A 24,197-nucleotide genomic window follows, 5' to 3' on the forward strand; every position below is an offset into this window, starting at 1 on the left:
ACGTGCGGGGGTATTTGACAAAAAGAGTTATATCTTTTAACATACCCTTATAGGTATTTAATAGGAGGTTATTATGAAACAATATAATGAAAAACATATTAATGATTTAAGTAAATCAGAATTAGAAAAATTAACTTCTCAAGGTCAATTGATTGATGTAAGAACACAAGAAGAATATGAATTGGGGCACATCAATGGTTCCACACTGCATCCTGTAGATGAGATTGAGTCGTTCAATAAAGACAAAAATAAAACCTATTATGTACACTGTAAAAGTGGTAACAGAAGTGCTAAAGCTAGTAAATATTTAGCTGAACAAGGTTATGACGTTGTAAATTTAGACGGCGGCTATAAAGCTTATGAAGAAAAAAACGTCAGCGATGATACAAAAGAAGAAAACACAAATGTAGAAATTAAAGCAGAGCGTAAACAATTAAACTATAGTGGTCTTCAATGTCCAGGCCCTATTGTAAATATCAGTAAAGAAGTAAAAAATATTCAAGAAGGTGACCAAATTGAGGTTACAGTCACAGATCCAGGATTCGCAAGTGATATTAAAAGCTGGGCGAAACAAACGGGACACACATTAGTAAAACTTGATGGGGGTGACAATGAAATTAAAGCGATTATTCAAAAAGAACAACCCAAAGATTTAGAAGTGAGTCATACGTCTAAAGGCACTACAATTGTACTATTTAGTGGAGAATTAGATAAAGCAGTGGCAGCAATGATTATTGCGAATGGTGCTAAAGCTGCAGGAAGAGATGTAACCATCTTTTTCACTTTCTGGGGACTTAACGCGTTGAAAAAAGCGCAAACAGCTAACGTTAAAAAGAAAGGTATCGCAAAAATGTTTGATTTTATGTTGCCAAAAACACCCTTGAAAATGCCACTCTCTAAAATGAATATGTTCGGTTTAGGTAATATCATGATGCGCTACGTAATGAAAAAGAAAAATGTTGATTCATTACCATCACTTATCGACCAAGCAATCGACCAAGATATCAAATTAATCGCATGTACGATGAGCATGGATGTCATGGGCATTAAGAAAGAAGAATTAAGAGACGAAGTTGAGTACGGCGGTGTAGGCACTTATATAGGTGATACTGAAAACGCGAGTCATAATTTATTTATTTAATTAAATCTATTAAAATAAGGAGTTCTTTATATGTTTTTTAAACAATTTTACGATAACAATTTATCTCAAGCATCTTATTTAGTTGGCTGTCAACGCACAGGAGAGGCAATAATAATTGACCCTGTACGTGACTTAACAAAATATATGGAAGTTGCAGATAGCGAAGGTTTTACAATTACACAAGCTGCAGAAACCCATATCCACGCTGATTTTGCTTCAGGCATTAGAGATGTGGCAGAACAATTAAATGCAAACGTATATGTATCTGGCGAAGGTGACGATGAATTAAGTTATCGTAATATGCCAGAACAAACACATTTTGTTAAACATCAAGATATTATTCATGTAGGTAACATTAAATTAGAAGTATTGCATACACCTGGTCATACCCCAGAGAGTATTAGTTTCTTACTCACGGATGAAGGTGGCGGCTCAAGTGTTCCAATGGGTTTATTTAGTGGTGACTTTATTTTTGTTGGTGATATCGGTAGACCCGATTTACTAGAAAAATCAGTTCAAGTCGAAGGTTCTACAGAAGTTAGTGCGAAACAAATGTATCAATCTATAGAAAGTGTTAAAGATTTACCAGATTATATTCAAATTTGGCCAGGCCACGGTGCTGGAAGTCCTTGTGGTAAAGCATTAGGCGCCGTACCAATGTCTACGCTAGGTTATGAAAAAATAAATAACTGGGCATTTAGTGAAACTGATGAAATTAAATTCATTGAAACATTAACATCAAATCAACCAGCGCCACCACATCATTTTACACAAATGAAAAAAATTAACCAATTTGGTATGGAATTATATCAACCATACAATGTTTATCCTAGTTTAAGCAATGAAAGAATAGCATTTGATCTTCGTAGCAAAGAAGCCTTTCATGGTGGTCATACTAAAGGGACAATCAATATTCCTTACAACAAAAACTTTATTAACCAAATCGGTTGGTATTTAGACTATGAAAATAGTATAGATTTAATTGGTGATAAATCTACCGTTGAACAAGCAGCGCATACTTTACAATTAATTGGATTTGATAATGTAGCAGGTTATCGTTTACCAAAATCAGAAATTTTAACCCAATCCATCCATAGCGTTGATATGACTGGTAAAGAAGAATATATACTTGACGTACGTAATGAAGAAGAGTGGAATAATGGGCACTTAGATCAAGCAGTCAATATTCCGCATGGTAAATTATTAAATGAAAATATTCCATTTAATAAAGAGGATAAAATATACGTACATTGTCAGTCAGGTGTTAGAAGTTCAATCGCCGTGGGTATCTTAGAAAACAAAGGATTTGAAAATGTCGTAAATATTAGAGAAGGCTATCAAGATTTTCCAGAATCATTAAAATAATTTAAGAGTGTACAGAAAATAACTGTTTTCTGTACACTCTTTCTTCATAATCCAAAATCTATGAATATCAGTATATAATATGTTCAAAAACTCAACATAAAATCAATGTTCATAAAATGATTTAGATACACCTATAAGAGCCTTAAGTAATATATTTTTTCATAGAGTTTAATCTTTAAGCATCCTATATACTGTAGAACGACTTACACCTGTTTGTTTAGCAATTTCTTCTCCTGTAAGTTTTTGCTCATCGTATAGAAACTTAATTTCTCTTTTCTTATGGTCAGGTAATGAAGGCCTCCCGCCTTTTCGCCCTCTTGCTCGTGCTGCTTCTAATCCTTTTTTCGTACGTTCACTTAATAAGTTAGCTTCAAGTTCAGCGAATGCACTCATCATAGTAAAGAACATCTTGCCCATCGCATCTTTCGTTGATACATTCATATCAATAATATGTAAATCAATGCTGTTTTCATCGAACCATTGGGATAACTCAATTAATTGTTTCGTTGTACGTCCAAGACGATCTAGTTTATAGATAACTAGAATATCTCCTTCCCGTAAATAATCCAAACACTTATCAAGTTCCGTTCTTTTCGTTTTGCGACCACTCGCTTTCTCGCTAAAGATACGTTCACAACCATATTCCTCAAGTGTATCAATCTGTCCATCAAGACTTTGATCTTGTGTTGATACACGTGCATAACCAATTTTAGCCATTTGAATACCACCTCTTTTAATCGTTTTATGAGTACTTACTAATGAAATCTAGTTCTCGATGCAAATAAACGCGTCTCTCATCGTCTAAAAACTCATGATTTTTGATATTTATGATACATTGATTATAACACAAGTTTATAGACTTAAATATCCAAGAAAAACCTCTTAATATTAAGTTAAGAGGTTTTGTGTCAAAAACGAACCATTATTAGTAGTCGATTTTTCTTTTACTTTTTAAAATACAAAGCAGATATTCTATCACAAACACTTTCTAAAAATTCATTATAAATTGGGTTTATAGGTAAATTTTCTTCTTCTTTCAAGCGACTAATTACTCTCCATTTAAATTGTTCTTCTTCTTCCTTTTCAAAAATTTTACCTTTATTATGTAATATAGCTTTTAGACCATTTGTAAATTTCTTTTTGCCCATTCTTTTTTTGTCATATGAATTGTTCAATCCAAATTGTTCATCCACGACTTTGAAAATAAAATCTTTTTCAAAGATATCTTCAATTTCACTTTCATTTTTATTGAATGTAGGAACTAAAAAATAATTTGATTTGTCTAAGTTAATTTTAGTTTTATTTGATTTAACTGCTTCATCATTATCTAACAACGCAACGACGTTGCAAAGTCCTGACTCATAAACAGAAATTTTTTGATCAATTTTTGAAACACCTCTGACAGAATCTATAATAAAAATTCCTTCTTCTAATAAATTTTGTAAATCCGTTCTTTTATTTTTAATATACATTTCTATTATTGATTTGTCCGTTTCACCTTCTACCAATAGTACTATTTCTGCACTCAATAAATTCTCTCCAAGTGAAACACCTAATTCTTGTCTGATTTTCCTAATATCTATTTTTTCATTTATTTTCCCTCCGTTAAGTAACTTATTATTTTTAATTGTGTTTCTATCTACAAAAATTTGATGATGTGAACATATTAATGTCTGGTGGTTTAATGTATCGCTCATAATTTTACTCTTAAGTTCTCTTATCGCCCCAGAATGCAAATGAGATTCAGGTTCATCGATCATTAATAACCTATTATTTGATTCACTAGTTTGTAGAATTGAGAGAGCAATTAAACTTTTTATCCCATCTCCTTTATTTTTAATACTAGTTAGTCTACCATCGTTAATATTGATATCAATATCATTTGAATATCCATACCTAATTAATGGCCTATCGCTTCTAAGAGAAACTACTTCTACTGATTTTATATTTTTTAAATACCTTTTTAAATCAGGTTCAATTTGTGAAGCTATTTTTTTTAATTCCTGATCTTGTAATTGATTTATTAAATTGATTGCTTCATTGTATTCATCTCTTAACGTTAGGTCTTTCAGCCTCTCTTTAACTGCATTTTGGACAATTTCAGTAGCTGTTTCTTCTGTTCTAATTGAAGGGATATAATCAATATCAAATTTTTTTTGTATAAAAATAATGCTGGCAAGTATGTTTTTGGGTGAACTTAAAAAGTTCCCATTACTATTTAGCTTAACTCTGCATTTATAAAATAAAGAATCATCATATTGAATTTCTACATAAATTTTTTTGGTAATTTTAGTCTTACTATTCATAGATTTATTAATTTCTATATATTCTTCATCACTTAAATCAAAATAGTAACCAATTTGGATTAAATTATTTTTATCGTCCGAGTCTTTGGTTATATCATCTTCTACTTCTTTACTAGTATTTGAAATTAAATTTCCTCTAGTTCTTATTTTAAAACCATTTTTATTATGTCTTAAACGAACAGCATTGTGATTATGATTAGAAAAATCTTCAAGTAAAGTCCAACCTCTATAAATAGCTCTCATAATGTTAGATTTACCCTCATTGTTTTTTCCAAAAATCACACTATAATTTGATAACTCTAATTTAACTTCATTAATACTTCTAAAATTTTTAATATACACTTTACTTATAATCATAAAAGTCTCCTTTCTAATTCTTATTTTATTTACAGTGTTGAAGCTTCATCTTAACGTTATTAGATTAATAATTAGGACATTTTTTATAGAGTGAATTAAACACGATTAGTTCACTTTCTCAAATTCGTTAGTTAGCGTCTTACGACGTATATTTCTTTTTTACAGAGAAGTAATTGATGATTGATAATATTAACGCTACTACGAGATAGATCGCTTCAGGAAATTCATTAATTAAATCTCCGCCTCCACTATCACCATAAAAATTAAAAAAGATAAAGAATATGAGAATCTAGGCGACAACAAAAATTGAAAATCTATCCTAAACCAGCAAGTATGTTGTTTCAAACAGATAATGATAATAAAACTCAAAAATTAAATTTCAGAATGAAAGAAAAATGTCTATAAAATCAAAAAGATATAGATCAATCTGATGATCCAGAACCGTATATGCTTTATATTAAAGCTAAAAAAGGTAGTGAAGAATATTTGTTAATAAAGTGATTATATGAATTTAAAACAAGATATTGTTATTAGATCAAAAATCGATTACAAAAAAATATAGTATCATGCTGCCTCCCTCAAATATTGAGAAATTGGTATTTGAGTTGAAGTAGTTAACATAATAGGACATTATCAGAATCAAACAAACATTTTCTGTAATAATCCTTCTTTACGTTTTTTTAGTAATTCTACTTTTTTGTTTTGATTATCTATAACTTCACTAAAGACATTCAAAAAATTAGAAATTACTTGTTGTTCTTCTAAACAAGGGAATTTTAATTTAATCATCGCCATAACGTTATTCATTAATTTAGGGTTACCAACCTTAGATACATATTTGAAAGCTATATTATTAAGCATTTCTGCCATACACACATTTGAATTTCCTAATTCATTTAATAAAACTCCACAAACATTTGTACAATAGAATTTTCCTTGTCTAAAACTTACACTCCCTGCATTTGCACCATCTGTTGTCCAAGTTATGGCATCTTGATATAAGTAATCTGAATAATAACCCATCAATCCATTATTACTTGTTTGAGATGAATATACTGGGTATTTGTTAATACTGTTTGGGTTATCACTCATTAATTTTCTTGCTAAGACATAACCTCTAGTTACTTTATAAACATCTTTAATAGTCTTCTCTTCCCACTCTGGATATTCATTTCCATTCTCATCTTTAAATCGAAGTTGTTGTGAGAATATTTGTTGCATATATCCCTTTTTCTGTTCTTCTAATTTCGCTAACTTTTGTTCTTCGAGTTCAATTTGGCGGTCGAGTTTGCAGAAAAAACTTCCTAACTTTTTTTGTTCATTTATATTAGGCAAAGGGAAATTCAATAATTTTAATTCTTTAACTGGGATTAAATTTGTAATCGCTGATCCAGGGTTTGATTCGAGTATTTTCTTTTGCATATATTGACTTCTCATATATATTAAAAAATAAGTGTTTAATATAGTATTATTTGTTCTAAAACGTATTAATGCTTGATTAATAATTCCAATCTTAGCATCCTCTGGTATTAATGATAGTTTTCCTATAGTACCAGAACAACTCATAATTATATCGCCTTGCTTAACTGCAAAGCCTATCATTTCATTATATTTTTCTTCGTCTATAAAATACCTAAAATGTTGATTATCATAGATTGCATTTTTTTGCTCATAAATTGCAAAACCACTATTTTTAAAAATTTCTTTTTTAAGTGCTCCGCCAAAAGGACCTCTCTTAATACCTTCTCCTTTAGACTTTAAAATATCAAAAAACTTTTTTTTCTCCCAAGTATTTTCAAACCCAGGAAACCTTAAATCAGGTACATTCTTCACTTCCTTAGTCATGCTTTAACACTCCTAATTCTTTTAGGTAATTATTAATTTCTTGTTCTACTTCGATAATTTCATCATCTATTTGATTTAAGTCTTTTTGAACTTGTTCTAAATCAATAGGTTCTTCTTCTTCAAATGTATCGACATATCTTGGGATATTAAGGTTATAATCATTTTCTGCAATTTCTTCTAAACTTGCCGCATAACTATATTTATCTAATGTTTCTCGATTTTTATAAGTTTCAACAATTTTTTCAACATCTTCAGTTGTTAAATGGTTTTGATTTTTACCTTTTTCAAATGATTGCGATGCATCAATAAACAATACATTGTTATCTTCTTCACGACATTTTTTAAATACTAATATGCTTGTTGGTATCGATGTCCCAAAAAATAAGTTGGACGGTAACCCAATCACTGCGTCTAAATAATTTTTTTCTTTAATTAAGTATTCGCGAATGACACCTTCAGCTGCGCCACGGAATAATACACCATGTGGTAAAACGACAGCCATTGTGCCATTGTCATCTAGGTGATAGATCATATGTTGAATAAATGCAAAATCTGCTTTTGATTTAGGAGCTAGTTTGCCATAATTACTAAAACGTGGGTCTTCTAAGAATTGTGGATCTGAACTCCATTTCGCACTATAAGGCGGATTCGCCACTACTGCCTCAAAACGTTCGTCTGAAATGGCCGGATCTTCTATCGTATCTCCATTTTCAATCTTAAAATTCGCGTAGTTTACATCATGTAACAACATGTTCATACGTGCTAAGTTGTATGTTGTACTATTGTACTCTTGACCGTAATATTGACGTACATTGGCTTCACGACCGACACGAAGGAGTAATGATCCCGATCCACATGTAGGGTCATAAACACTCTTAATATCTTTTTTATTGGCTGTTACGATTTTAGCTAAAATCGTTGAAACTTGTTGGGGTGTATAGAATTCGCCTGCCTTTTTACCTGAACTTGCTGCGAATTGACCAATTAAGTACTCGTAAGCATCACCTAACATATCAATCTCCATATCGCTATGAACAAAAGGTAATGTAGATATCTTCATCATTACTTTTGAAATCAATTTTGTACGTGCAGCATTAGAGTTACCCAAACGTGAAGAATTAAGGTCTAAATCATCAAATAGATGAATAAAGTCATCTTCACTATCATGACCCCGTGTAGAATTTTCTATGTTTTTAATCGCATTACTCAGGTCTTCCATTTCAAAAACTTGTTTCTCAATTTTTTTAACTAAGTGACTAAATAGATATTGTGGTTCAATCACATAGCCGATACGTGAAATAAATTCTTGTTCTAAGACGGGTCTATAATCTTCATCTGCCATCGCAGTTTCATAATCTATATTGTCTTCAGCTAAGAGTATTTGTGCTTGTTCTTCAATTTTTTCACTTAAGAAACGATAAAAAATCATACCTAAGATATAGTTTTTAAACTCGTTGGCATCCATATTGCCACGTAAGTCATCAGCGATAGACCATAGATTTTTTTGTAATTCAGCTTGTTGTTGGCGTTGTTTTTCCGTAATAGACATTTAATTGTCCTCCTTGAATAAAGTGTTAGATAAGAATTGCTTTTTTAATCGACTTTGTCTTTGTTTTAATACGTTTAATTGTTTTTCTTTAATACCAATTTGCCCAATCAACCGTTGTCGTTCAATTGAAGGTAAGGTAATATAGAGTGATTTTAACTGTTGATGTGTTAGTTTTTTTATTGTTGAGCCACCCTGCATATATTGCTTATATTGTGATTGTACTTCTGGGGCTAGTTGAAACCAATAGACTAAAAAAGCAGGTTCCAATAAGTCTGAAGTAACTTCAATTTTTGTATAGTTATAAGGTAAAATTGAACCATCGTGTCTTGAGCTCACTAAGGTGCACTCACCTGTCATCATACTTATGACAATATCATCTTTACGTACAACGGTTGCTCTTGATGTATCTTTTAATTTGATGACTCTAGGTTGATATGTATCATCTATGGTTAACCCTAAATCTATATCTAACATATTTTGATCATATACCATATAACGATTCCCCAGGTCACTCTCATCAACTTCTAAGCGCTGTATTAATGTGCCACTTTGATAATTAACATAATCTTTTAACATACCAAACCTCCTGTAGTTGTGTTTTTCTACAAAACAAATATAGCATGACTTTAAAATAAAAACAAGTGTAGTTTTAAAAAACTACACTTGTTTTACGTTAAACACTATATTTTTTAACCATGTCTTTGATAAATGATTTCACACGTTTTATTTTTTTAGTACGTATTAAAAGACCGCCAGAGACGCCTTCTTCAATTAAGTTATTATTTAAATGACCACTAAATTCAAATTCCTTAACTAACGATTTCAATAATTCTAGCGGATAATCTGTTTCCTCAGAAAATTGTTCTAGCTCTCCAACCTTCACTTTAGATTCATAATTATAATAAGCATCATCAATTGAATCACCTTCATTTAAGTTCGGTACGACTTTATCTAAGAATGTTCGAATTAAATCGGATTTCAATCTCAATTGGTCATCATCAGCTTTATCAAGCACTTTACGAATCTCTTTAATGTCTTTTTCTTGTTGTTCTGTATCACTTAAATCAATTTGATTTAATAAATCTAAAATATACTGAACATTAATCAAATCATTTCGTAAAATCTCAATATTAAAATCAATATTGTCTAATATAGATTCTCCCTCTACAATTTCTTTATCAGGTCGCATCACTTTATCATAGATATCTAAATATTTACCTTTATAATCTTCATATGTTTGTTCATCAATACCTAACGTTTCCTTATCAAATGCAAATTCATCAAACGTTTTTAACTTTTGCATATGCTTCGCTAACTCGCGATATGCAATAACAAAGTCACGCTGATCTTCTTCCCTTTCTAATTGGTCTACGGCTTGAGGTGTTTCAGCTAATTCAAATAGTTCGATCAGAGCCTGTTTGAATTTCGTTAAGTACGCTTGGAACGATAAGCTCAATACCGTATCTGTATTGTCTGTTTTAGAGAAAAGCTCAATAGCCTCATCCGTTTTTTCTTTTAAGTTTCTATAAGCAACAATATTTCCATAGGGTTTCGTTGGCTCTTCCACACGATTGGTACGTGAGTATGCTTGAATAAGCGTATGATGCTGTAAATTACGATCAACATATAACGTATTCAATTTTTTACTATCAAAGCCTGTTAAGAACATATCGACAACGATAAGAATATCTAATTTTTGATCGGGTAATCCTTTTTTGACACGATTTGATACATCATTGAAGTAACCATCAAACGTATCCGTTGAGAAATTTTTATCAAAGGTCTCGTTATACGTTTGAATAATACCTTCTAATATATCTCTTCTTGTTTGTTCATCCATCGTATCATCTATGGCTTCATTATCTTGATAACTGAATATTGTCGTGATATTAAAGTTATGTACACCTTGTTTCTTCAATTTTTGGAAAACACGATAATATTGAATCGCCATTGGAATACTTTGAACGGTCAACATCCCTGTGTACATTTGATCACGTGTTTTTTTATTATGATTCGCAATAATATGTTCTGCTACTTTTTGAACACGTTCGTCTGCCATCCATATTTCAGCTTCATTAATTTTATTAACATAACCATCTTCGGTAATTTTTTCACTACGGTCAAACGTATTCATATATTCAACAGAAAAACCTAGCACGTTACCATCTCTAATCGCATCTTTGATTAGATAATGGTGTAGACATTCTCCAAAAATATCCGCAGTCGCGCGTCCATCTTGACTCGCATTCTCTTCAAATCTAGGTGTTCCCGTAAAACCAAAGTATTGGGCGTTTCCGAAATGTTGTCTGATGATACGGTGCATTGAACCAAATTGTGTTCGATGGCATTCGTCAATAATGAAAACGACTTTATCTTCTTTATAACGTTCCATGGCTGGATGTCCTGATTTAATCGCATTATCCATTTTTTGAATCGTCGTAACAATTAGTTTCCGTGTAGGATCATCCATTTGTTTGAGTAACTTTTTAGTATTGAACGTCCTATCAACAGAATCTGACTCAAACTTATTAAATTCCCCTAAAGTTTGACCATCTAGGTCTTTGCGATCGACTAAGAATATCACTTTCTTAATATCTGGTTCTTGCGCTAATATTTGACTCGCTTTAAACGATGTGAGGGTTTTACCACTCCCTGTCGTATGCCAAATATAACCATTGTTATTTGTTTCTATAGCACGATTTAATAAAGCTTCTACTGCATAGACTTGATACGGTCTCAAGGCCATTAATATTTTATCTGTTTCATTAATAATCATATAACGGCTAATCATTTTAGCAATATGGCACGGTTCTAAGAAAGATTCAATAAAATCTTTAAGCACATTAATGCGCTCATTTTTTTCATCGCTCCAGTAGAACATATGACTTTTCATGATTTTTTGATCGCTATTCGCGTAGTAGCGCGTTTCCATTTTATTACTCACTACAAACATTTGTATGAATCTAAATAGCCCCGTATAGTTTTGACGACGATAGCGTTCAATTTGATTAAAAGCTTCTGTAATCGCAACGCCACTACGTTTAAGTTCAATTTGAACCAAAGGTAATCCGTTAATTAAAACGGTTACATCATAACGACTCTTGTGTGTATCATTTACGCTCACCTGATTTGTGACTTGAAATGTATTTTGACACCACTTTTTTATATTCATTAAGCTAAGGTAAACTTTTGTTTCGTCATCACGTTCTAGTACATATTTATCTCTTAATATTTGTGCACTTTCAAATACACTTTTATCACTGATATCAATCATGATACGTTTGAATTCACTATCTGATATAGGTGTTCCTTCTAATTTATCTGCATTTCTTTCATTTAAAATATTTCTAAAATTCTCTTTCAATTGTGCTTCATTGCGCAATGATACACGCTCATACCCCAAATCTTCTAGCTGTTTAACCACATTTTCTTCTAAACCATATTCACTTTGGTATCCCAATTTAATCGCTCCACCTTATCAATCTTTAATATAACTAAATAATAACATATAAGAAAGCCTATATATGGTGAGTAATGATGCTCAACACCATAATTGCTATTATTTTTTATAAGATATATATAATTGTTTATCTTATACGAATCATTTACATAATCGATGATTATCAGAATTTCTAGCATAAAAAAGCACTACAAGTTCATGAGCTTGTAGCGCTTTTTATTGTGTTAATTACCAAACAACCGACTCCAGAAACCTTTTTTAGGTGGTTTTTCTTCCTTATCTTCGTATTCATTATCTATTTCTTCGAATTGTTTATCGTCTATTGTGGATGGTTCTTCATTGAGGTTTTCATTCTCTTTCTCTTCAGGTATATCTTTATGCTGCACCTCTGTAGGCTGTTCCCATTCTTGTTGTTGATCAGTATCTTTAGACTCTCCAGTAAATGTTGCTTCTTGTACATTAACATTTTGTCTCTCATTAACAGACGTATCAAAAGAATAATTAAGTCGTCTTTCTTCCTCTAATTGATCTTCTAATTTTTTAATCTTTTTATTACTTTCTAATGCTAATACTTGTTGATTTTCAAGCAATTTCGACCTTTCTTGCAACTCTTTTCTGTAAAATTCAATTGTTGTTTCATGACGACTTTCTTGCTTTTCAATTTGATTATTCAAAGTATCAATCTGGTTTTTAAGAATCTCCACTATTTGAGCATCAGTTTTAGATTCAACGTCAATATTATCTGGGTCTTTTTTTTGTTTACTTTCAGCAACATTTACAAATCCATATTTCTTCTTATTTTCATTTACTCTTTGAACTATTTTTTCTATGTCGCTATCTTCTTTAATAAACGAAGTGTTTTCCTGTTTTATTGTTTCTATATTCAATCTTTTAATATTATTAAAAATTGTTTGCTTACTAACTTCTAATTCTTCACTCAAAGCTTTCACGCTTCTCATATCATCAACCCTTTATAAAATGTTTATCAACCCTTTATAAAACAGTATAAACTCATAAAGCTTGATAATAAAGTAATTACAATATTAAAAACGGTTCCTGTCAATCGTTTCATCAAAGGTTCATAAAGGGTTGATGATTTTTATCAAAGGTTTATGAACCCTTTATAAACCTTTGATAAGCCTGCATTTTCCCTTTTATAAGGTTGTTCAAAGTGATATAATAACCTTAACATGACAAAACCCCAACTACTGGTAATAGTCGGGGTTTGGTGATAAAACGTTGCAGCACGTTTATAAATCTTTTGATATCTGTATTATATACAACTATATCATCAAAGTGCAAGCAGAAAATTTATGTGTTCTTGTAATGTTTTATTACCTCTATCCAAAACTTTAATAGGAAAGGGGTTTTTATTATGCCTAGAAAAAATATAAAAAATCAAGCCAATCAAAATTTCTATATGCTGCATAAAGTTTTATTTATCAACGAAAAATATAAAAAGCTAAGTGATAGTGCTAAAGTTACCTATGCAATTCTTAATGATAGAGTTAGTTTATCTATTAAAAATAATTGGATAGATCAAAATGGAGATATATACTTTATTTTTACTAATGAAAATCTTCAAGAAGTGTTAGATAAAAGTAAAAATACAATAACTAAAATAAAAAAAGAGTTACAAGAGGTTGGTTTACTGGAACAAGTTAAAACCGGGTTTAATCGACCGAACAAACTATATCTTCATGAAATAGAAACGAATATAACTATTGAAAAAGAAATACAAAATAGTACTTCGAACGATGACGAACCGAGTGATATCATGGACTCCCAAATAATGGGACTCCAGAATCCCAAACAATGGGACTCCAGAATCCCAAATGATGGGACTCCAGAATCCCAAAACTTAGACCCTAATGATACTGAATTTAGTAATACTGATTATATAGAGACTGAGAACAATGATACGAATGATTTGAATGATACATCTAACAATATTTCTACAAACATTCATTCAAATCATACAAATCATCAACAAACTGAATTTAATAATGATGCCTTAAAATTCCAAGTGCTTGAAGAATTGCCACAACAAATCAAAGATTACTTAAGTAATTTTGAAATTAGAGAAATTCGTATTATTAAAAGTGTTTTACTTAAAGGAAAAAAATCATTTAATAATGCTCATGATACATATTACCGTTTAGAAGACGTGGAGTTCGAACTTGTCAGTGTCTTAAAACGATTTAAAGCGATGCTGCTACAAAAAAATGAAACGGTTGAAACTATGCAAGGGTATCTAATGCAATCAATTAAAGCTGAACTTGAAGAAACTCATGCACTGTATATGCGACGTCAAAACATTAAAAAACATAATATCTTTAATCAATAATTCAAATGATCTTTCAGCAATCAAAGAGACTTCATAATACTCGGTTAAGTCATCTGATTTTTTAACTGATGATGACGAAAAAAAATCAAGAAATCGTAAATGATTTAGAAAAAGGTTTAGACCGAAAACGTATGTTGAGTTATGGTGGATTGCTTAAACAAAAACATAAAATTTTAAATTTAGATGATGCTGAAGATGGCAATTTGATTAATACAAGTGACGAAGATAAAACAACAGACGAAGAAGAAAAAGCACATTCAATTACGGCAATTTGGCATTTTGAAAAACAAAATTATTACTTGAAAAATTTGAAACGTTAGCTTAAAAGCTAGCGTTTTTTTATGATTTTTTGCCCCTGCGGGAACTATAGCGTTCAACCAGCATGGTTGCCCAGTTTTTACGCAAAAAATAATTTTGTGCGTAAATGGGCAGTGTCTAAAAAATTAGTCACTGGTTTTGCTCAAATTTTTATTTGTGAAATGAGAATGTATTTATTTGGCTCATATTTGCGTTTTAAGAGCTTATATACGTTTTTAGGCATAAAACTATATGATTTACCCCTAAATCTTTAAAACGGCCCCTTAAAATACAAAATAAAGGTATTTAAAATTTAAATCGTTCTTGTGATAAAGTTTGTTTAAAAAGGAGTGTTTTTATCTTACTATTTTGGAGAGAAGAAAAATAAATAGACCACGCATTTATGCAGAAAAAATTTATTGATGTCGAGAAGAACCCTTAACTAAACTTGTAGACGAATGTCGGCATAGCGTGAGCTATTACGCCGACCATTTGACAAGTTTTGGGATTGTTAAGGGTTCCGTGGCTCAACGTCAATAAAGCAATTGAAATAAAGCAAAAATTATTGACCAACTTTGACCTTTATGTTATATATATAGTGAAAATAGTTATATGCTTTGTAGGGAGGGGTTGATATGAATTTAGATAAAAATTCAAAAAAACTAATTCCTTTTAAGAATATGTCTAATTTTGATGGTGTATTTGAATTTAGCCCTTTTGTTGAATTCGAATTCAACAGTAATTGGGAAGCGTATTTAAATGATTTGGATTATGTCAAAAATATGAATCAAAAAATAGGTTAAATATTATAAGGAGTGATCGTTATGACTTATGATTTAAAACCATTTGGAAGAGATTATTTTGATATGACACCTAGTGAATTGTTTAGAGATTTTGGAAGACAATTTTTTAGTAATTTTCCTGATGAACAAGGTATAAAAACTGATATTAGTGAAAAAGACGATAGATATGAATTAAAAGCAGAGCTTCCAGGATTTTCAAAAGACCAAATAGATATTTCTTATGAAAATGGTACGCTAATAATTTCTGCTGAAAATAATCAGGTAAATGAAGAAAAAGATGATGAAGGTAAAGTCATTCAAAAAGAAAGATCTTATAGTAATGTGAAGAGAATGTATTCACTTAATAATATAGATGAAGATAATATTGAGGCTAAATTTGAAGATGGTATTTTATCTGTAGATTTACCAAAAACAGAAAATAGTCAAAGAAAAGTCATAGATATCAATTAATATAAAAAAGAGATGTGAAAATATTTTCACATCTCTTTTTTAGGGTTTTAAGCAACGAGTTAAAAACGAATTTCTTCTTGTCTCGATAATGGGGAGATTGATTTAATCCATTTTAATATTCTAGCATGGAATCTAAATACTTTTATGACAAAAAGAATGCGTCTCAACGATCTATACCATATTTTATAGAATCGATGTGTTAAACACATTAATAAAATTGATAGAATGATATCTAATATTGATAATAGAACTTATTGTTTCATTATTTCAGTCAACCGTAATAGTTTTAAAGGTAGTAAAATGTTATAATATAGATGTATTGAAAGAGGAGTGGAGACTCCTCCTAAAAAGTTAATTTAGTTTATTAACGCTTTAATTAGTGATGTAATAGCTCTTAACAGATTGATTAATGCTGTTAGGAGCTTTATTTTTTTACCCTTTTAGACATTCATCATTATACCTCTTTTAACAAATATGATTGTAACCTAACCATACTTTTGCTATATCCTCATTTCATTAACGATATGTTCACCTACTACTATATTATCCATTGAATCATTTTGAGTTTATAATTCACTTTCTCTAAGTCTTTTTTAATTCTATAAATTTCATTTTATTAATGAATGTTTATTTAACTGTTACATTAATACCAAACTAAGACTTACGCATTGTATCGTGTAAATTATTTTAATCGTTTGTTAAATTTACAGGGAATCTAAAAGGAATCCCGGACAACAGGATAAGGAGAAACAATGCCATGGCCATGGCACCCAGCATAGCTGGGGTTCTCTAAACTTATCCTTAAAAGATATAAATGCTGATATTACGGTATTTATGAATCATATTTAATGACGGACACAAAGGAATCCATGAAATTTTACATGGCATTTTCTTTGGAAAATAGCAATTCTTCTATCCTTTGGGGCGCAAGGGATTTCACAACAGGGAATCTTTGGAATCCCTAAAGAATCCCTAAAGGATTCCTTATGTTCATCCAAAATCAATCAATATTTCAATATATAATTGATTAGTAATTACTAAGCTAATAACTTGTTAAAATAGATGAGTATTTGCTTAGTTTATTTTTTGTAAAAATATTGAGTGATTACTAACCATATTATCGGATGAACAAATGAGTAATTAATTAGTTTCAGAGGGGTTAAAAATGACCAATAAAAGTCATAGAAAAGCTAAAACAATCAATATTAATTTAACTGAAGAAGAATATAAAAAGGTAAAAGCATTAGCAGAAGATAGAGATTTAAATCTAACAGCTTATACGCGGCTTGCAGCATTAGGCAATCGTATCAAACCTACGGTTGTCTATAACACAGATGAATATACTGAACAGCTAAAAAAGAAAAACAAACACTTGAAATGGCTTTAGAGATAAGCGTACCAAAAGAAGATGTTGAACTTTTAGAAGCACAATGTGAAAGTTATAAAACTTATATTGATACGTTTAAGAAGTTCTTACAGTATGTACAAGAAGATGCGGAATATATTAATTTGAATGGATATAAGAGAGATGAACAATTAAAAGAAGAGATGAAAGATGCTATTAAATCCTTTTTTGAAAACTGATTTAATTTTTCAAAGATATAAAATATACGAATATAATTTATATTACATTTTGAAATTTTCGTTCTCATTCACACGATTAAAACCGAGGGCTTTCTCACTCGATAAATTCTATAATCAAATTGATATTTTAGTTCAACATTTATTATCTAACAAGTCTTATGAAGAAATTGGCGTATACGCATAAAATTTAAATTAAGGTGGTAGTTTTATTGTTAATTATGTGAGATGGTTTTGCGAAGAGTTTTTAGGTGAAGATTATGATAATAAAACTTTGTTGAGTATTTGGATGATAATGAAGAAAAATAGCTCAACATCTGAATTAAATTATCAATCATTTAAAATAACTCAAAAGCAACAACAACTTACAATTTTTGATATTTAAGTAATTAAAAAGGATGATTAATGTGAAAGAAAAAATAGAAAATATATTTTTAGTATTGATTTCAATACCAACATTTTACATTCTATACAAAATGAGTGTTTATAGTGTAAACAATACAGTTGAAATGATAAAGGAAAAACTTGTTAATAGTAATATTTCTGACCCAATTGTAATATGGATAAATTCAACAGCTTTTATTGTCATAGTGGTAGCACTATTATTGAGGATTTTGCCTGACAGATATTTCGGATTTATTTCCAAATTCAGAAGTTTTCTAGCAACTTTTGCTAGTCTGTATTTAATATATATTGGACCTATCATACTATTACTATTGTTGTTTCTTTTCAATGCTTCTATTATGCATATTACCTTAGTTATATCAGTAATTAGTTTTATTGGACTTACATTTAAAAATGGAAAAAAACTTTATTTAAAATATACGATAAAATAAGTGGGATTTTTTAAGGCTTTCATTAAGAAGGCCTTTTTAATTTATATTAAAACATTTTAATGTATATGAAGTTACTTTGTAACAACATATACATTTAGATTCAAATAAAAGAAGTGTTGATTATGGATAAAGTAAATGTAAATCTATTAAGGTTTTTAGCACACTACGATTATTTAGATTTTGATTCACATGATTTAAAAGATGGTGAGCAAGAATTAAATAATACAAACATACAATTAAAATTGAGAGCTTTCTCACTCGACAAATTCTGTCATCTTCACTCGTTATACATTCGCTTATTTTAGATGAAGATGACGAAAAAAGAGCTAGTAATTCTATTTCAATGACTGATTTAGATAACGCACCAAGTGAAAGTACAGACATTTCAAATACTGATATTGAAAATATAAGAAACGATACTGTAGATGTGTAAAATTATATAGTGAAATAGAATAAGAAAATGATATTCAAGAAGGACTAAAAGCTCAGCAAAAACAACTTAATCATTTTAGTACTGACAAAATTTATGAATTAACCTCAATAAATAGTAAGACTGGAATCAGATCAAACGACAAACCAAAATAGGAAGGATCACTTTATTATGGTAGCGCCTAGAAAAATTAAACAAATAGAAGATATATAAAAGAAACTAAATCAGTTATATAAAAACATTAACTTTGAAGAATTGAATTATGGAGAAGTTAAAATTGATAAAAACTCAAACTTTATATTAGATAAAGAAGATTATCTATCACAAAAAACTACTGAGAAAATGCTCAATTCATAAAACAATTAATCAATGAAGATGATACAAACAAATCAATAACTAATGACAATAACAATAAAGATAATCAAATAAATGAAGATATAAATACATTTCAGTAATAATACAAGTCAGATAAATTAAAATTTCTTTTATCCCGTTCTTAGCCTTCGATCAAATTATTATCGAACAAGAAGGAAAAGGTTTAAAATTAAGAAGTCTAGCTGAAACTGATTCTGACTATGTAAATGCTGCTTTTAAACTACAAAATTTAGAGGGTGGAACTGCTAAAAATATGATATAAAAGTTTATTTAAATGAAAAAGAAGTTATACGAGAAAATACATTAATGTTTTACCTAATGATAAATATTATTTAATGCCAATTAATAAAAAAAGCGTTTGAAGAATTTAAAGACACAATCAAAATAATAACAGGTATTGAGTTAATATTGGGAGGATTCATTAATTTAGATGATAAAGATTTATATGAACTGACGTTTGAAACTATTAATAATTAAATAAAGGAATTTTTAAAAACTTGGTTTTCAGACGCTGAGAGACATGTTTATTTGCATCGAGAATTAGATTTCTTTAATGTTTACCCGAAAAAGTTTAAAAAGGTGGTATTAAAATAGCAAAAATTGGTTATTGCACATGTGTCAATACAAGATCAAAGCCTTGATGTGTAAATTGATATACTTAAAAAATATGGTTGTGAACGTATCTTTAGCGAGAAAGCAAGTAATCGTAAAATGATAAGAATCGAACTTGATAAGTGTTTGGATTATTTATGAGAAGGAGATGTTCTAATTCTCTATAAGTTAGATCGTCTTGGACGTACAACAAAGCAATTAATTGAGTTATCTCAATGATTCGCTAAAAACAGTATTGACTTACATATTATAGGTATGAATGTATTCACGAAAGATGCGATGGGCAAGATGTTCTTTAACACGATGAGTACATTCGTTGAACTCAAAGCTAATTTGCTAAGTGAAAGTACTAAAAAAGAATTAGAAACTTCACGAGCAAGAAGCCACAAAGGTGGAAGGGCTTCATTACCTGATTACAAGAAAAGAGAAAGCAAATTTATACATGATTAACAAAACTTACAGGCGAAGAGATTTGCTGTACAGACAGATGTTAGTCGTTCACCGATATAGAGAATAATAAAAAAGGAGGAAATTTATTGGAACTTAAACATATGCAGTATTTTGTAGAAGTTGTAAAACAAAAAAGTATGACCAAAGCAGCATCTAATCTTTTTATCACACAACCCACAATTAGTAATACAATTAAATTATTAGAAGAAGAATTAGATGTAAATTTATTTAATAGGTATAAAAACCAAATATACTTAACTGACGCAGGAGAAGCTTTCTTTTTCCAATGTAAAGAAATGCTTAAAATGTATGATAATATCCCTAATGAGTTAAGTAATTTATTAGAATTAAAAAAGGGACATTTGAAAATTGGAATCCCTACTATTATTAATATAAGAATATTAATTAACTTAATTTCGCAATTTCATGAAATGTATCCTAATATAACTTTTCAACTTTTTGAAAATGGTAGTAAAAAAATTGAAAACGATGTATATTATGGCGATTTGGACATGGGAATTACTGTACTTCCTACAAATAATAAAAACTTTGATATATTCTCTTTTTCAGAAGAAAAATTAAAACTGGTCGTTCATAAAAATCATGCATTATCTAAAAAAACAAAGATTGATATTGAAGATTTACAAGAACAAGAATTTATTTTATTCAATTCTGATTTCTATTTAAACGATAAAATCAAAAATACATGTAGAAATTATGGCTTTAATCCTAATATAATTTTTGAAACCACCCAATGGAGCTTCATAGAAGAAATGTTATTAAATAATCTAGGGATATGTATATTACCCGAAGGAATACTAGGCTTATTAGATAATAATTTACAAGCCATCGATATTAATGAACCTTCCATGAAATGGGAACTTGGTATTATTTGGAGAAAAGATATTATAGTTGATTCTTTAACAAAAAATTGGATTAAATTTCTCCAAGAAAACTTCTTAATTAACTATTAAATATAAAAGTATTTGAGAAATTTATAGCTATATAAAAAAAGGATATTTTATATTTATACACTCTCGCTCTATAATTAGAACATAAACATTATAGAAACGGGAGTTTTTTATGGAAAATTATAAATTTCCTAGTGACAGTAAAATTGTCAGTACGGATCAAGTATTAATTAATGATTTAAACAATTATAATACCCTATTTGGGGGGGTGTTGATGAAAAAAATTGATAATAACGCAACGCTATCAGCTAGAAGACATGCAAGAGTTAAAGAATGTGTTACAGCTTCTACAGATTCAGTAGAATTTTTATATCCAATCACCCAATCTGATTCAGTTTGTATAGAATCTTATGTAGTTTATACTGGAGAAAAATCTATGGAAATATTTTGTAAAGTCATTTCAGAAGATATGATTACTGCAGAAAGAAAAATTGCTGCTGTAGCTTTTCTTACTTTTGTAGCTTTGGATGAAAATAAAAAACCAATTAAAATACCCAAAATCTCTCCTCAGTCCAAAGAAGAAAAATTATTATTTATGGATGGCGAAGAAAGAGCTAAAATGCGAAAAATTAAACGATCACAAACTAAAAATATAATTGACTCTCTTGATATCAATAAGCCATGGGAATTGGAGTAGTGATAAAATGATTAATGAAATGGAAGAATTAAACCAAATTAAGTTAGATTTGAAAAAACTAAGAAACGAATTTCCTAGTATGTATGAAAAGTTAGAATATATAGCTAGTTTGACAAGACAATTAAGTATCCATTATAAATATTTAGGAGTACTTATGTTTTCAGATAACCGTGAAAATATTCAAAATGAGAGACCAACTTTAATAAGAGAATCTGTTTTAAAATTATATGAACAAGAAGTTGCAAAAGTTAAAAAAGATACTAATTTTGTGTTTTTTAAAGATATGATATTAAAATTCCAAAATGTGGACTACTCACAAATATTTCTTATCATTTTAGGTGCCGAACCTGGTTTTGTATTTAATAATACAATTATTAAATAATAAATAATAAATTCATTAAGAATGCTTAGACTAACAAATTATAAAAATTCACAAATTATTTGACTAAATGAAACTATATTTTAGCTAATAAAAGAGCCACTCTGATTTAGAGTGACTCTTTTATTAGCTTTTATAACTTAACGAGAATTTTTGCTTGTGATTTATCGTTTACAAGTTGTTTAAATCCTGACTCCACAATATCATCTAACTCAATTTCATCGGTAACAACGTCTTTGACTTTTAAATTACCTTCGTTAATTAAGTCTATTGTTTGTTGAAATGTAGTGGGGGTGTAAGCAATCGTTGAAGTAAGTTTTACACCTGTATTAGTTAATTGCATTGGATTCCATTCAATAGGATGACCGAATATAGAAACTATAACGACAATACCTCTTGCTTTAGTAACATCTATTGCAGATTTAAGTGTTGGCGCTACACCAGCTACCTCAAATGCTACATCAACGCCATTATCAGTGTATTTACTAATAATATCACTTGGGTTTGATTCACCAGAATTTATCGTATGAGTAGCACCTACTGATTTAGCTTTATTAAGTCGTTCTTCCGATAAATCGAAAACAAATATTTTGCTAGCACCAGCTGCTTTGGCTGCTATTACTGTTAATAAACCGATTGGCCCTGCACCAAAAATAGCAACTGTATCTCCAAATAGAACTTCACCTTCTTTAATTGCTTGAACTGCAACAGCGGTTGGCTCTACAAGGGCGCCTTCTTTATCAGAAACGTTATCTGGTAACTTATAAACGTTCTCTTCTGGGGCATTCGTAAATTCTGCAAATCCACCATCAGAACCTAAGCCTATAAATGAATAACCATCATAAAGATCAATATTTTCTTCTTTTTTACGATTTGAAACTGTAGGATTAATGACAACACGATCGCCTTTATTAAACTGTGTAACCTTAGAACCAATATCATCCACTACGCCCGCAAATTCATGGCCTAATGTAACAGGCGCTTTTTGACCAAGAAAAGGGTCTGGTTTATCTGTTGAAATAAATATGGGTCCCTCTAAGTATTCATGTAAGTCTGTACCACAAATGCCAGCCCAAGACACTTTAACTTTCACTTCGTTCTCTTGTAACTCTTTAGATTCCCGGTCTTCAACTCGTACATCTTTTTGGCTATACCAAACTGCTGCTTTCATTGATAAAACCTCCTTGATTTAGTTAATTTAATAGTATTCCTTTTAAAAGCTGTTTTCAAATAAATTAATCTTTTAATATATTGTTTCTAAATTATTATATGAATAAAGTGTACTTAAAATTAAAAATATCTAAATACATATTAATATATTTATCGTTTCACTAAAAATAAATAAAAAAGAAAAGAAAACGATTATTAGTAATCCTATAATACTCTTTTTATTATTTTATCCTACTATATAGATCTTAATTTTGCATTCCTCTGCACTATGATGTTATAATACAAATAACGAATAGAAAGTCCATAGATATACACCGAGCCCCAACCTATTGCCGTAGGTTGGGGCTCTTTATGTGATATGGATAGTCGCCTATTTATTGCGTTGGTTTAACCAATAGGTAAACCAAGCTAAAATACATCCAGTTATCACAGGTGCAATAACCGTTACGAATAAAAAGTCCACAGATGCTCACCTCCTTCCGCCGAATATACCGCCGGAAGTTAAGGCGACTCCACTATTATACCACCTGTAGCTTTTGAAGCATATGCACTTCCGATAAGTTGAATTATGTCAGCTCAATGATAAAATAAATATACTTATTTTAGTAAAAATAAGTTTTCACTTTTCCCCACATACTACTCTATTATCACTCCATCCCTTTTCAATTCTTTTCTTTTTCATAGATTTTCCTAATTTAAAATACTACAAGTAGAAAATAGAAGTGTATATTAAATATCTTTAAAATTAGAAAGGATGTTGAAATTATATATTATTAAAAAATCTATCATGTTTTTACATGCTCTTAGGATAAATTGTAGCGTTAATAGAACAAAAC

Annotated in this window: 20 protein-coding genes and 2 pseudogenes; 13 read left to right on the plus strand and 9 right to left on the minus strand. The window is 29.9% G+C overall.

What is annotated here, in order from left to right; all coding sequences use genetic code 11:
* Window positions 1-73 precede the first annotated feature (73 nt).
* Window positions 74-1,141: a persulfide response sulfurtransferase CstA gene (cstA, locus tag KA856_RS04245; RefSeq protein WP_012816716.1), complete on the plus strand. Its 1,068-nt coding sequence runs from the start codon at window positions 74-76 to the stop codon at window positions 1,139-1,141.
* Window positions 1,142-1,171: 30 nt separating this feature from the next.
* Window positions 1,172-2,506 (plus strand): persulfide dioxygenase-sulfurtransferase CstB, encoded by a 1,335-nt coding sequence (gene cstB / locus KA856_RS04250; protein WP_031863947.1) that lies wholly within the window; start codon window positions 1,172-1,174, stop codon window positions 2,504-2,506.
* A 168-nt stretch (window positions 2,507-2,674) separates the two neighbouring features.
* On the opposite strand, the gene KA856_RS04255 is transcribed toward cstB, so the two are convergent.
* The 7 genes from KA856_RS04255 to KA856_RS04285 form a co-directional block, all read right to left on the minus strand.
* On the minus strand, window positions 2,675-3,223 hold the full coding sequence (locus tag KA856_RS04255) for a recombinase family protein (RefSeq protein ID WP_001837446.1): 549 nt from the start codon (window positions 3,221-3,223) through the stop codon (window positions 2,675-2,677).
* A gap of 227 nt (window positions 3,224-3,450) precedes the next feature.
* Window positions 3,451-5,169 (minus strand): ATP-dependent nuclease, encoded by a 1,719-nt coding sequence (locus KA856_RS04260; protein ID WP_069844430.1) that lies wholly within the window; start codon window positions 5,167-5,169, stop codon window positions 3,451-3,453.
* A gap of 639 nt (window positions 5,170-5,808) precedes the next feature.
* Window positions 5,809-7,014, minus strand: coding sequence for a restriction endonuclease subunit S (locus tag KA856_RS04265; protein WP_192945531.1), 1,206 nt, complete (start codon window positions 7,012-7,014; stop codon window positions 5,809-5,811).
* Window positions 7,007-8,563, minus strand: a complete 1,557-nt coding sequence (locus KA856_RS04270) for a type I restriction-modification system subunit M (protein ID WP_192945532.1) — start codon at window positions 8,561-8,563, stop codon at window positions 7,007-7,009. The genes KA856_RS04265 and KA856_RS04270 overlap by 8 nt, the downstream gene beginning before the upstream one ends.
* Window positions 8,564-9,139 (minus strand): restriction endonuclease subunit S, encoded by a 576-nt coding sequence (locus KA856_RS04275; protein WP_002508614.1) that lies wholly within the window; start codon window positions 9,137-9,139, stop codon window positions 8,564-8,566.
* A gap of 97 nt (window positions 9,140-9,236) precedes the next feature.
* A complete protein-coding gene (locus KA856_RS04280) occupies window positions 9,237-12,023 on the minus strand; it encodes a type I restriction endonuclease subunit R (protein ID WP_210138515.1) in 2,787 nt (928 codons plus the stop codon).
* A 224-nt stretch (window positions 12,024-12,247) separates the two neighbouring features.
* Window positions 12,248-12,982: a DUF536 domain-containing protein gene (locus KA856_RS04285; protein WP_154409712.1), complete on the minus strand. Its 735-nt coding sequence runs from the start codon at window positions 12,980-12,982 to the stop codon at window positions 12,248-12,250.
* A gap of 416 nt (window positions 12,983-13,398) precedes the next feature.
* Between KA856_RS04285 and KA856_RS04290 the strand changes: the two genes are divergently transcribed.
* The 11 genes and pseudogenes from KA856_RS04290 to KA856_RS04335 all read left to right on the plus strand — a co-directional run bounded on the left by KA856_RS04290 (window position 13,399) and on the right by KA856_RS04335 (window position 22,194).
* Entirely contained in the window at window positions 13,399-14,370 is a 972-nt protein-coding gene (locus tag KA856_RS04290) for a replication initiator protein A (RefSeq protein WP_154409711.1), read from the plus strand.
* Window positions 14,371-14,383: 13 nt separating this feature from the next.
* Window positions 14,384-14,690 (plus strand): annotated as a pseudogene (locus KA856_RS04295) (protein rep); the annotation flags it as partial.
* 612 nt (window positions 14,691-15,302) lie between these two features.
* Complete coding sequence (locus KA856_RS04300; protein WP_154409710.1) at window positions 15,303-15,470, plus strand: hypothetical protein; 168 nt, start codon at window positions 15,303-15,305, stop codon at window positions 15,468-15,470.
* A gap of 21 nt (window positions 15,471-15,491) precedes the next feature.
* Window positions 15,492-15,920, plus strand: a complete 429-nt coding sequence (locus KA856_RS04305) for an Hsp20/alpha crystallin family protein (protein ID WP_167708169.1) — start codon at window positions 15,492-15,494, stop codon at window positions 15,918-15,920.
* A gap of 1,165 nt (window positions 15,921-17,085) precedes the next feature.
* Window positions 17,086-17,307, plus strand: coding sequence for a plasmid mobilization protein (locus tag KA856_RS13840; RefSeq protein WP_226957057.1), 222 nt, complete (start codon window positions 17,086-17,088; stop codon window positions 17,305-17,307).
* Window positions 17,298-17,504, plus strand: a complete 207-nt coding sequence (locus KA856_RS13845) for a hypothetical protein (protein ID WP_226957056.1) — start codon at window positions 17,298-17,300, stop codon at window positions 17,502-17,504. Before KA856_RS13840 ends, KA856_RS13845 begins: the two co-directional genes overlap by 10 nt.
* 955 nt (window positions 17,505-18,459) lie before the next feature.
* The gene (locus tag KA856_RS04315) at window positions 18,460-18,642 is read left to right on the plus strand and encodes a hypothetical protein (protein WP_210138516.1); all 183 of its coding nucleotides are present in this window, start codon (window positions 18,460-18,462) and stop codon (window positions 18,640-18,642) included.
* A gap of 1,090 nt (window positions 18,643-19,732) precedes the next feature.
* Window positions 19,733-20,264, plus strand: a pseudogene (locus KA856_RS04320) (recombinase family protein).
* Between the two features lie 26 nt (window positions 20,265-20,290).
* Window positions 20,291-21,178 (plus strand): cidABC operon transcriptional activator CidR, encoded by an 888-nt coding sequence (gene cidR / locus KA856_RS04325; RefSeq protein ID WP_210138517.1) that lies wholly within the window; start codon window positions 20,291-20,293, stop codon window positions 21,176-21,178.
* Between the two features lie 109 nt (window positions 21,179-21,287).
* Window positions 21,288-21,812, plus strand: coding sequence for an acyl-CoA thioesterase (locus KA856_RS04330; RefSeq protein ID WP_064209988.1), 525 nt, complete (start codon window positions 21,288-21,290; stop codon window positions 21,810-21,812).
* A gap of 7 nt (window positions 21,813-21,819) precedes the next feature.
* On the plus strand, window positions 21,820-22,194 hold the full coding sequence (locus KA856_RS04335; RefSeq protein ID WP_011867723.1) for a hypothetical protein: 375 nt from the start codon (window positions 21,820-21,822) through the stop codon (window positions 22,192-22,194).
* A gap of 130 nt (window positions 22,195-22,324) precedes the next feature.
* Here KA856_RS04335 and KA856_RS04340 read toward each other — a convergent pair whose 3' ends face one another.
* Window positions 22,325-23,362, minus strand: coding sequence for a 2,3-butanediol dehydrogenase (locus KA856_RS04340; RefSeq protein WP_210138518.1), 1,038 nt, complete (start codon window positions 23,360-23,362; stop codon window positions 22,325-22,327).
* A 369-nt stretch (window positions 23,363-23,731) separates the two neighbouring features.
* A complete protein-coding gene (locus KA856_RS04345; protein ID WP_192945222.1) occupies window positions 23,732-23,824 on the minus strand; it encodes a type I toxin-antitoxin system Fst family toxin in 93 nt (30 codons plus the stop codon).
* Window positions 23,825-24,197 lie beyond the last annotated feature (373 nt).

It is taken from the genome of Staphylococcus sp. GDB9P120P (assembly GCF_017893435.1).
Lineage (GTDB): Bacteria > Bacillota > Bacilli > Staphylococcales > Staphylococcaceae > Staphylococcus > Staphylococcus cohnii.

Excerpts from the sequence above, each read along its gene's own strand:
- cstB (WP_031863947.1), top strand. The coding sequence starts at position 1,172 with ATGTTTTTTAAACAATTTTACGATAACAATTTATCTCAAGCATCTTAT.
- KA856_RS13845 (WP_226957056.1), top strand. The coding sequence starts at position 17,298 with ATGGCTTTAGAGATAAGCGTACCAAAAGAAGATGTTGAACTTTTAGAA.
- KA856_RS04265 (WP_192945531.1), bottom strand. The coding sequence starts at position 7,014 with ATGACTAAGGAAGTGAAGAATGTACCTGATTTAAGGTTTCCTGGGTTT.
- cstA (WP_012816716.1), top strand. The coding sequence starts at position 74 with ATGAAACAATATAATGAAAAACATATTAATGATTTAAGTAAATCAGAA.
- KA856_RS04315 (WP_210138516.1), top strand. The coding sequence starts at position 18,460 with ATGGATAAAGTAAATGTAAATCTATTAAGGTTTTTAGCACACTACGAT.
- KA856_RS04275 (WP_002508614.1), bottom strand. The coding sequence starts at position 9,139 with ATGTTAAAAGATTATGTTAATTATCAAAGTGGCACATTAATACAGCGC.
- KA856_RS04335 (WP_011867723.1), top strand. The coding sequence starts at position 21,820 with ATGATTAATGAAATGGAAGAATTAAACCAAATTAAGTTAGATTTGAAA.
- KA856_RS04290 (WP_154409711.1), top strand. The coding sequence starts at position 13,399 with ATGCCTAGAAAAAATATAAAAAATCAAGCCAATCAAAATTTCTATATG.
- KA856_RS04305 (WP_167708169.1), top strand. The coding sequence starts at position 15,492 with ATGACTTATGATTTAAAACCATTTGGAAGAGATTATTTTGATATGACA.
- KA856_RS04285 (WP_154409712.1), bottom strand. The coding sequence starts at position 12,982 with ATGAGAAGCGTGAAAGCTTTGAGTGAAGAATTAGAAGTTAGTAAGCAA.
- KA856_RS13840 (WP_226957057.1), top strand. The coding sequence starts at position 17,086 with ATGACCAATAAAAGTCATAGAAAAGCTAAAACAATCAATATTAATTTA.
- KA856_RS04330 (WP_064209988.1), top strand. The coding sequence starts at position 21,288 with ATGGAAAATTATAAATTTCCTAGTGACAGTAAAATTGTCAGTACGGAT.
- KA856_RS04255 (WP_001837446.1), bottom strand. The coding sequence starts at position 3,223 with ATGGCTAAAATTGGTTATGCACGTGTATCAACACAAGATCAAAGTCTT.
- KA856_RS04340 (WP_210138518.1), bottom strand. The coding sequence starts at position 23,362 with ATGAAAGCAGCAGTTTGGTATAGCCAAAAAGATGTACGAGTTGAAGAC.
- KA856_RS04270 (WP_192945532.1), bottom strand. The coding sequence starts at position 8,563 with ATGTCTATTACGGAAAAACAACGCCAACAACAAGCTGAATTACAAAAA.
- KA856_RS04260 (WP_069844430.1), bottom strand. The coding sequence starts at position 5,169 with ATGATTATAAGTAAAGTGTATATTAAAAATTTTAGAAGTATTAATGAA.
- KA856_RS04300 (WP_154409710.1), top strand. The coding sequence starts at position 15,303 with ATGAATTTAGATAAAAATTCAAAAAAACTAATTCCTTTTAAGAATATG.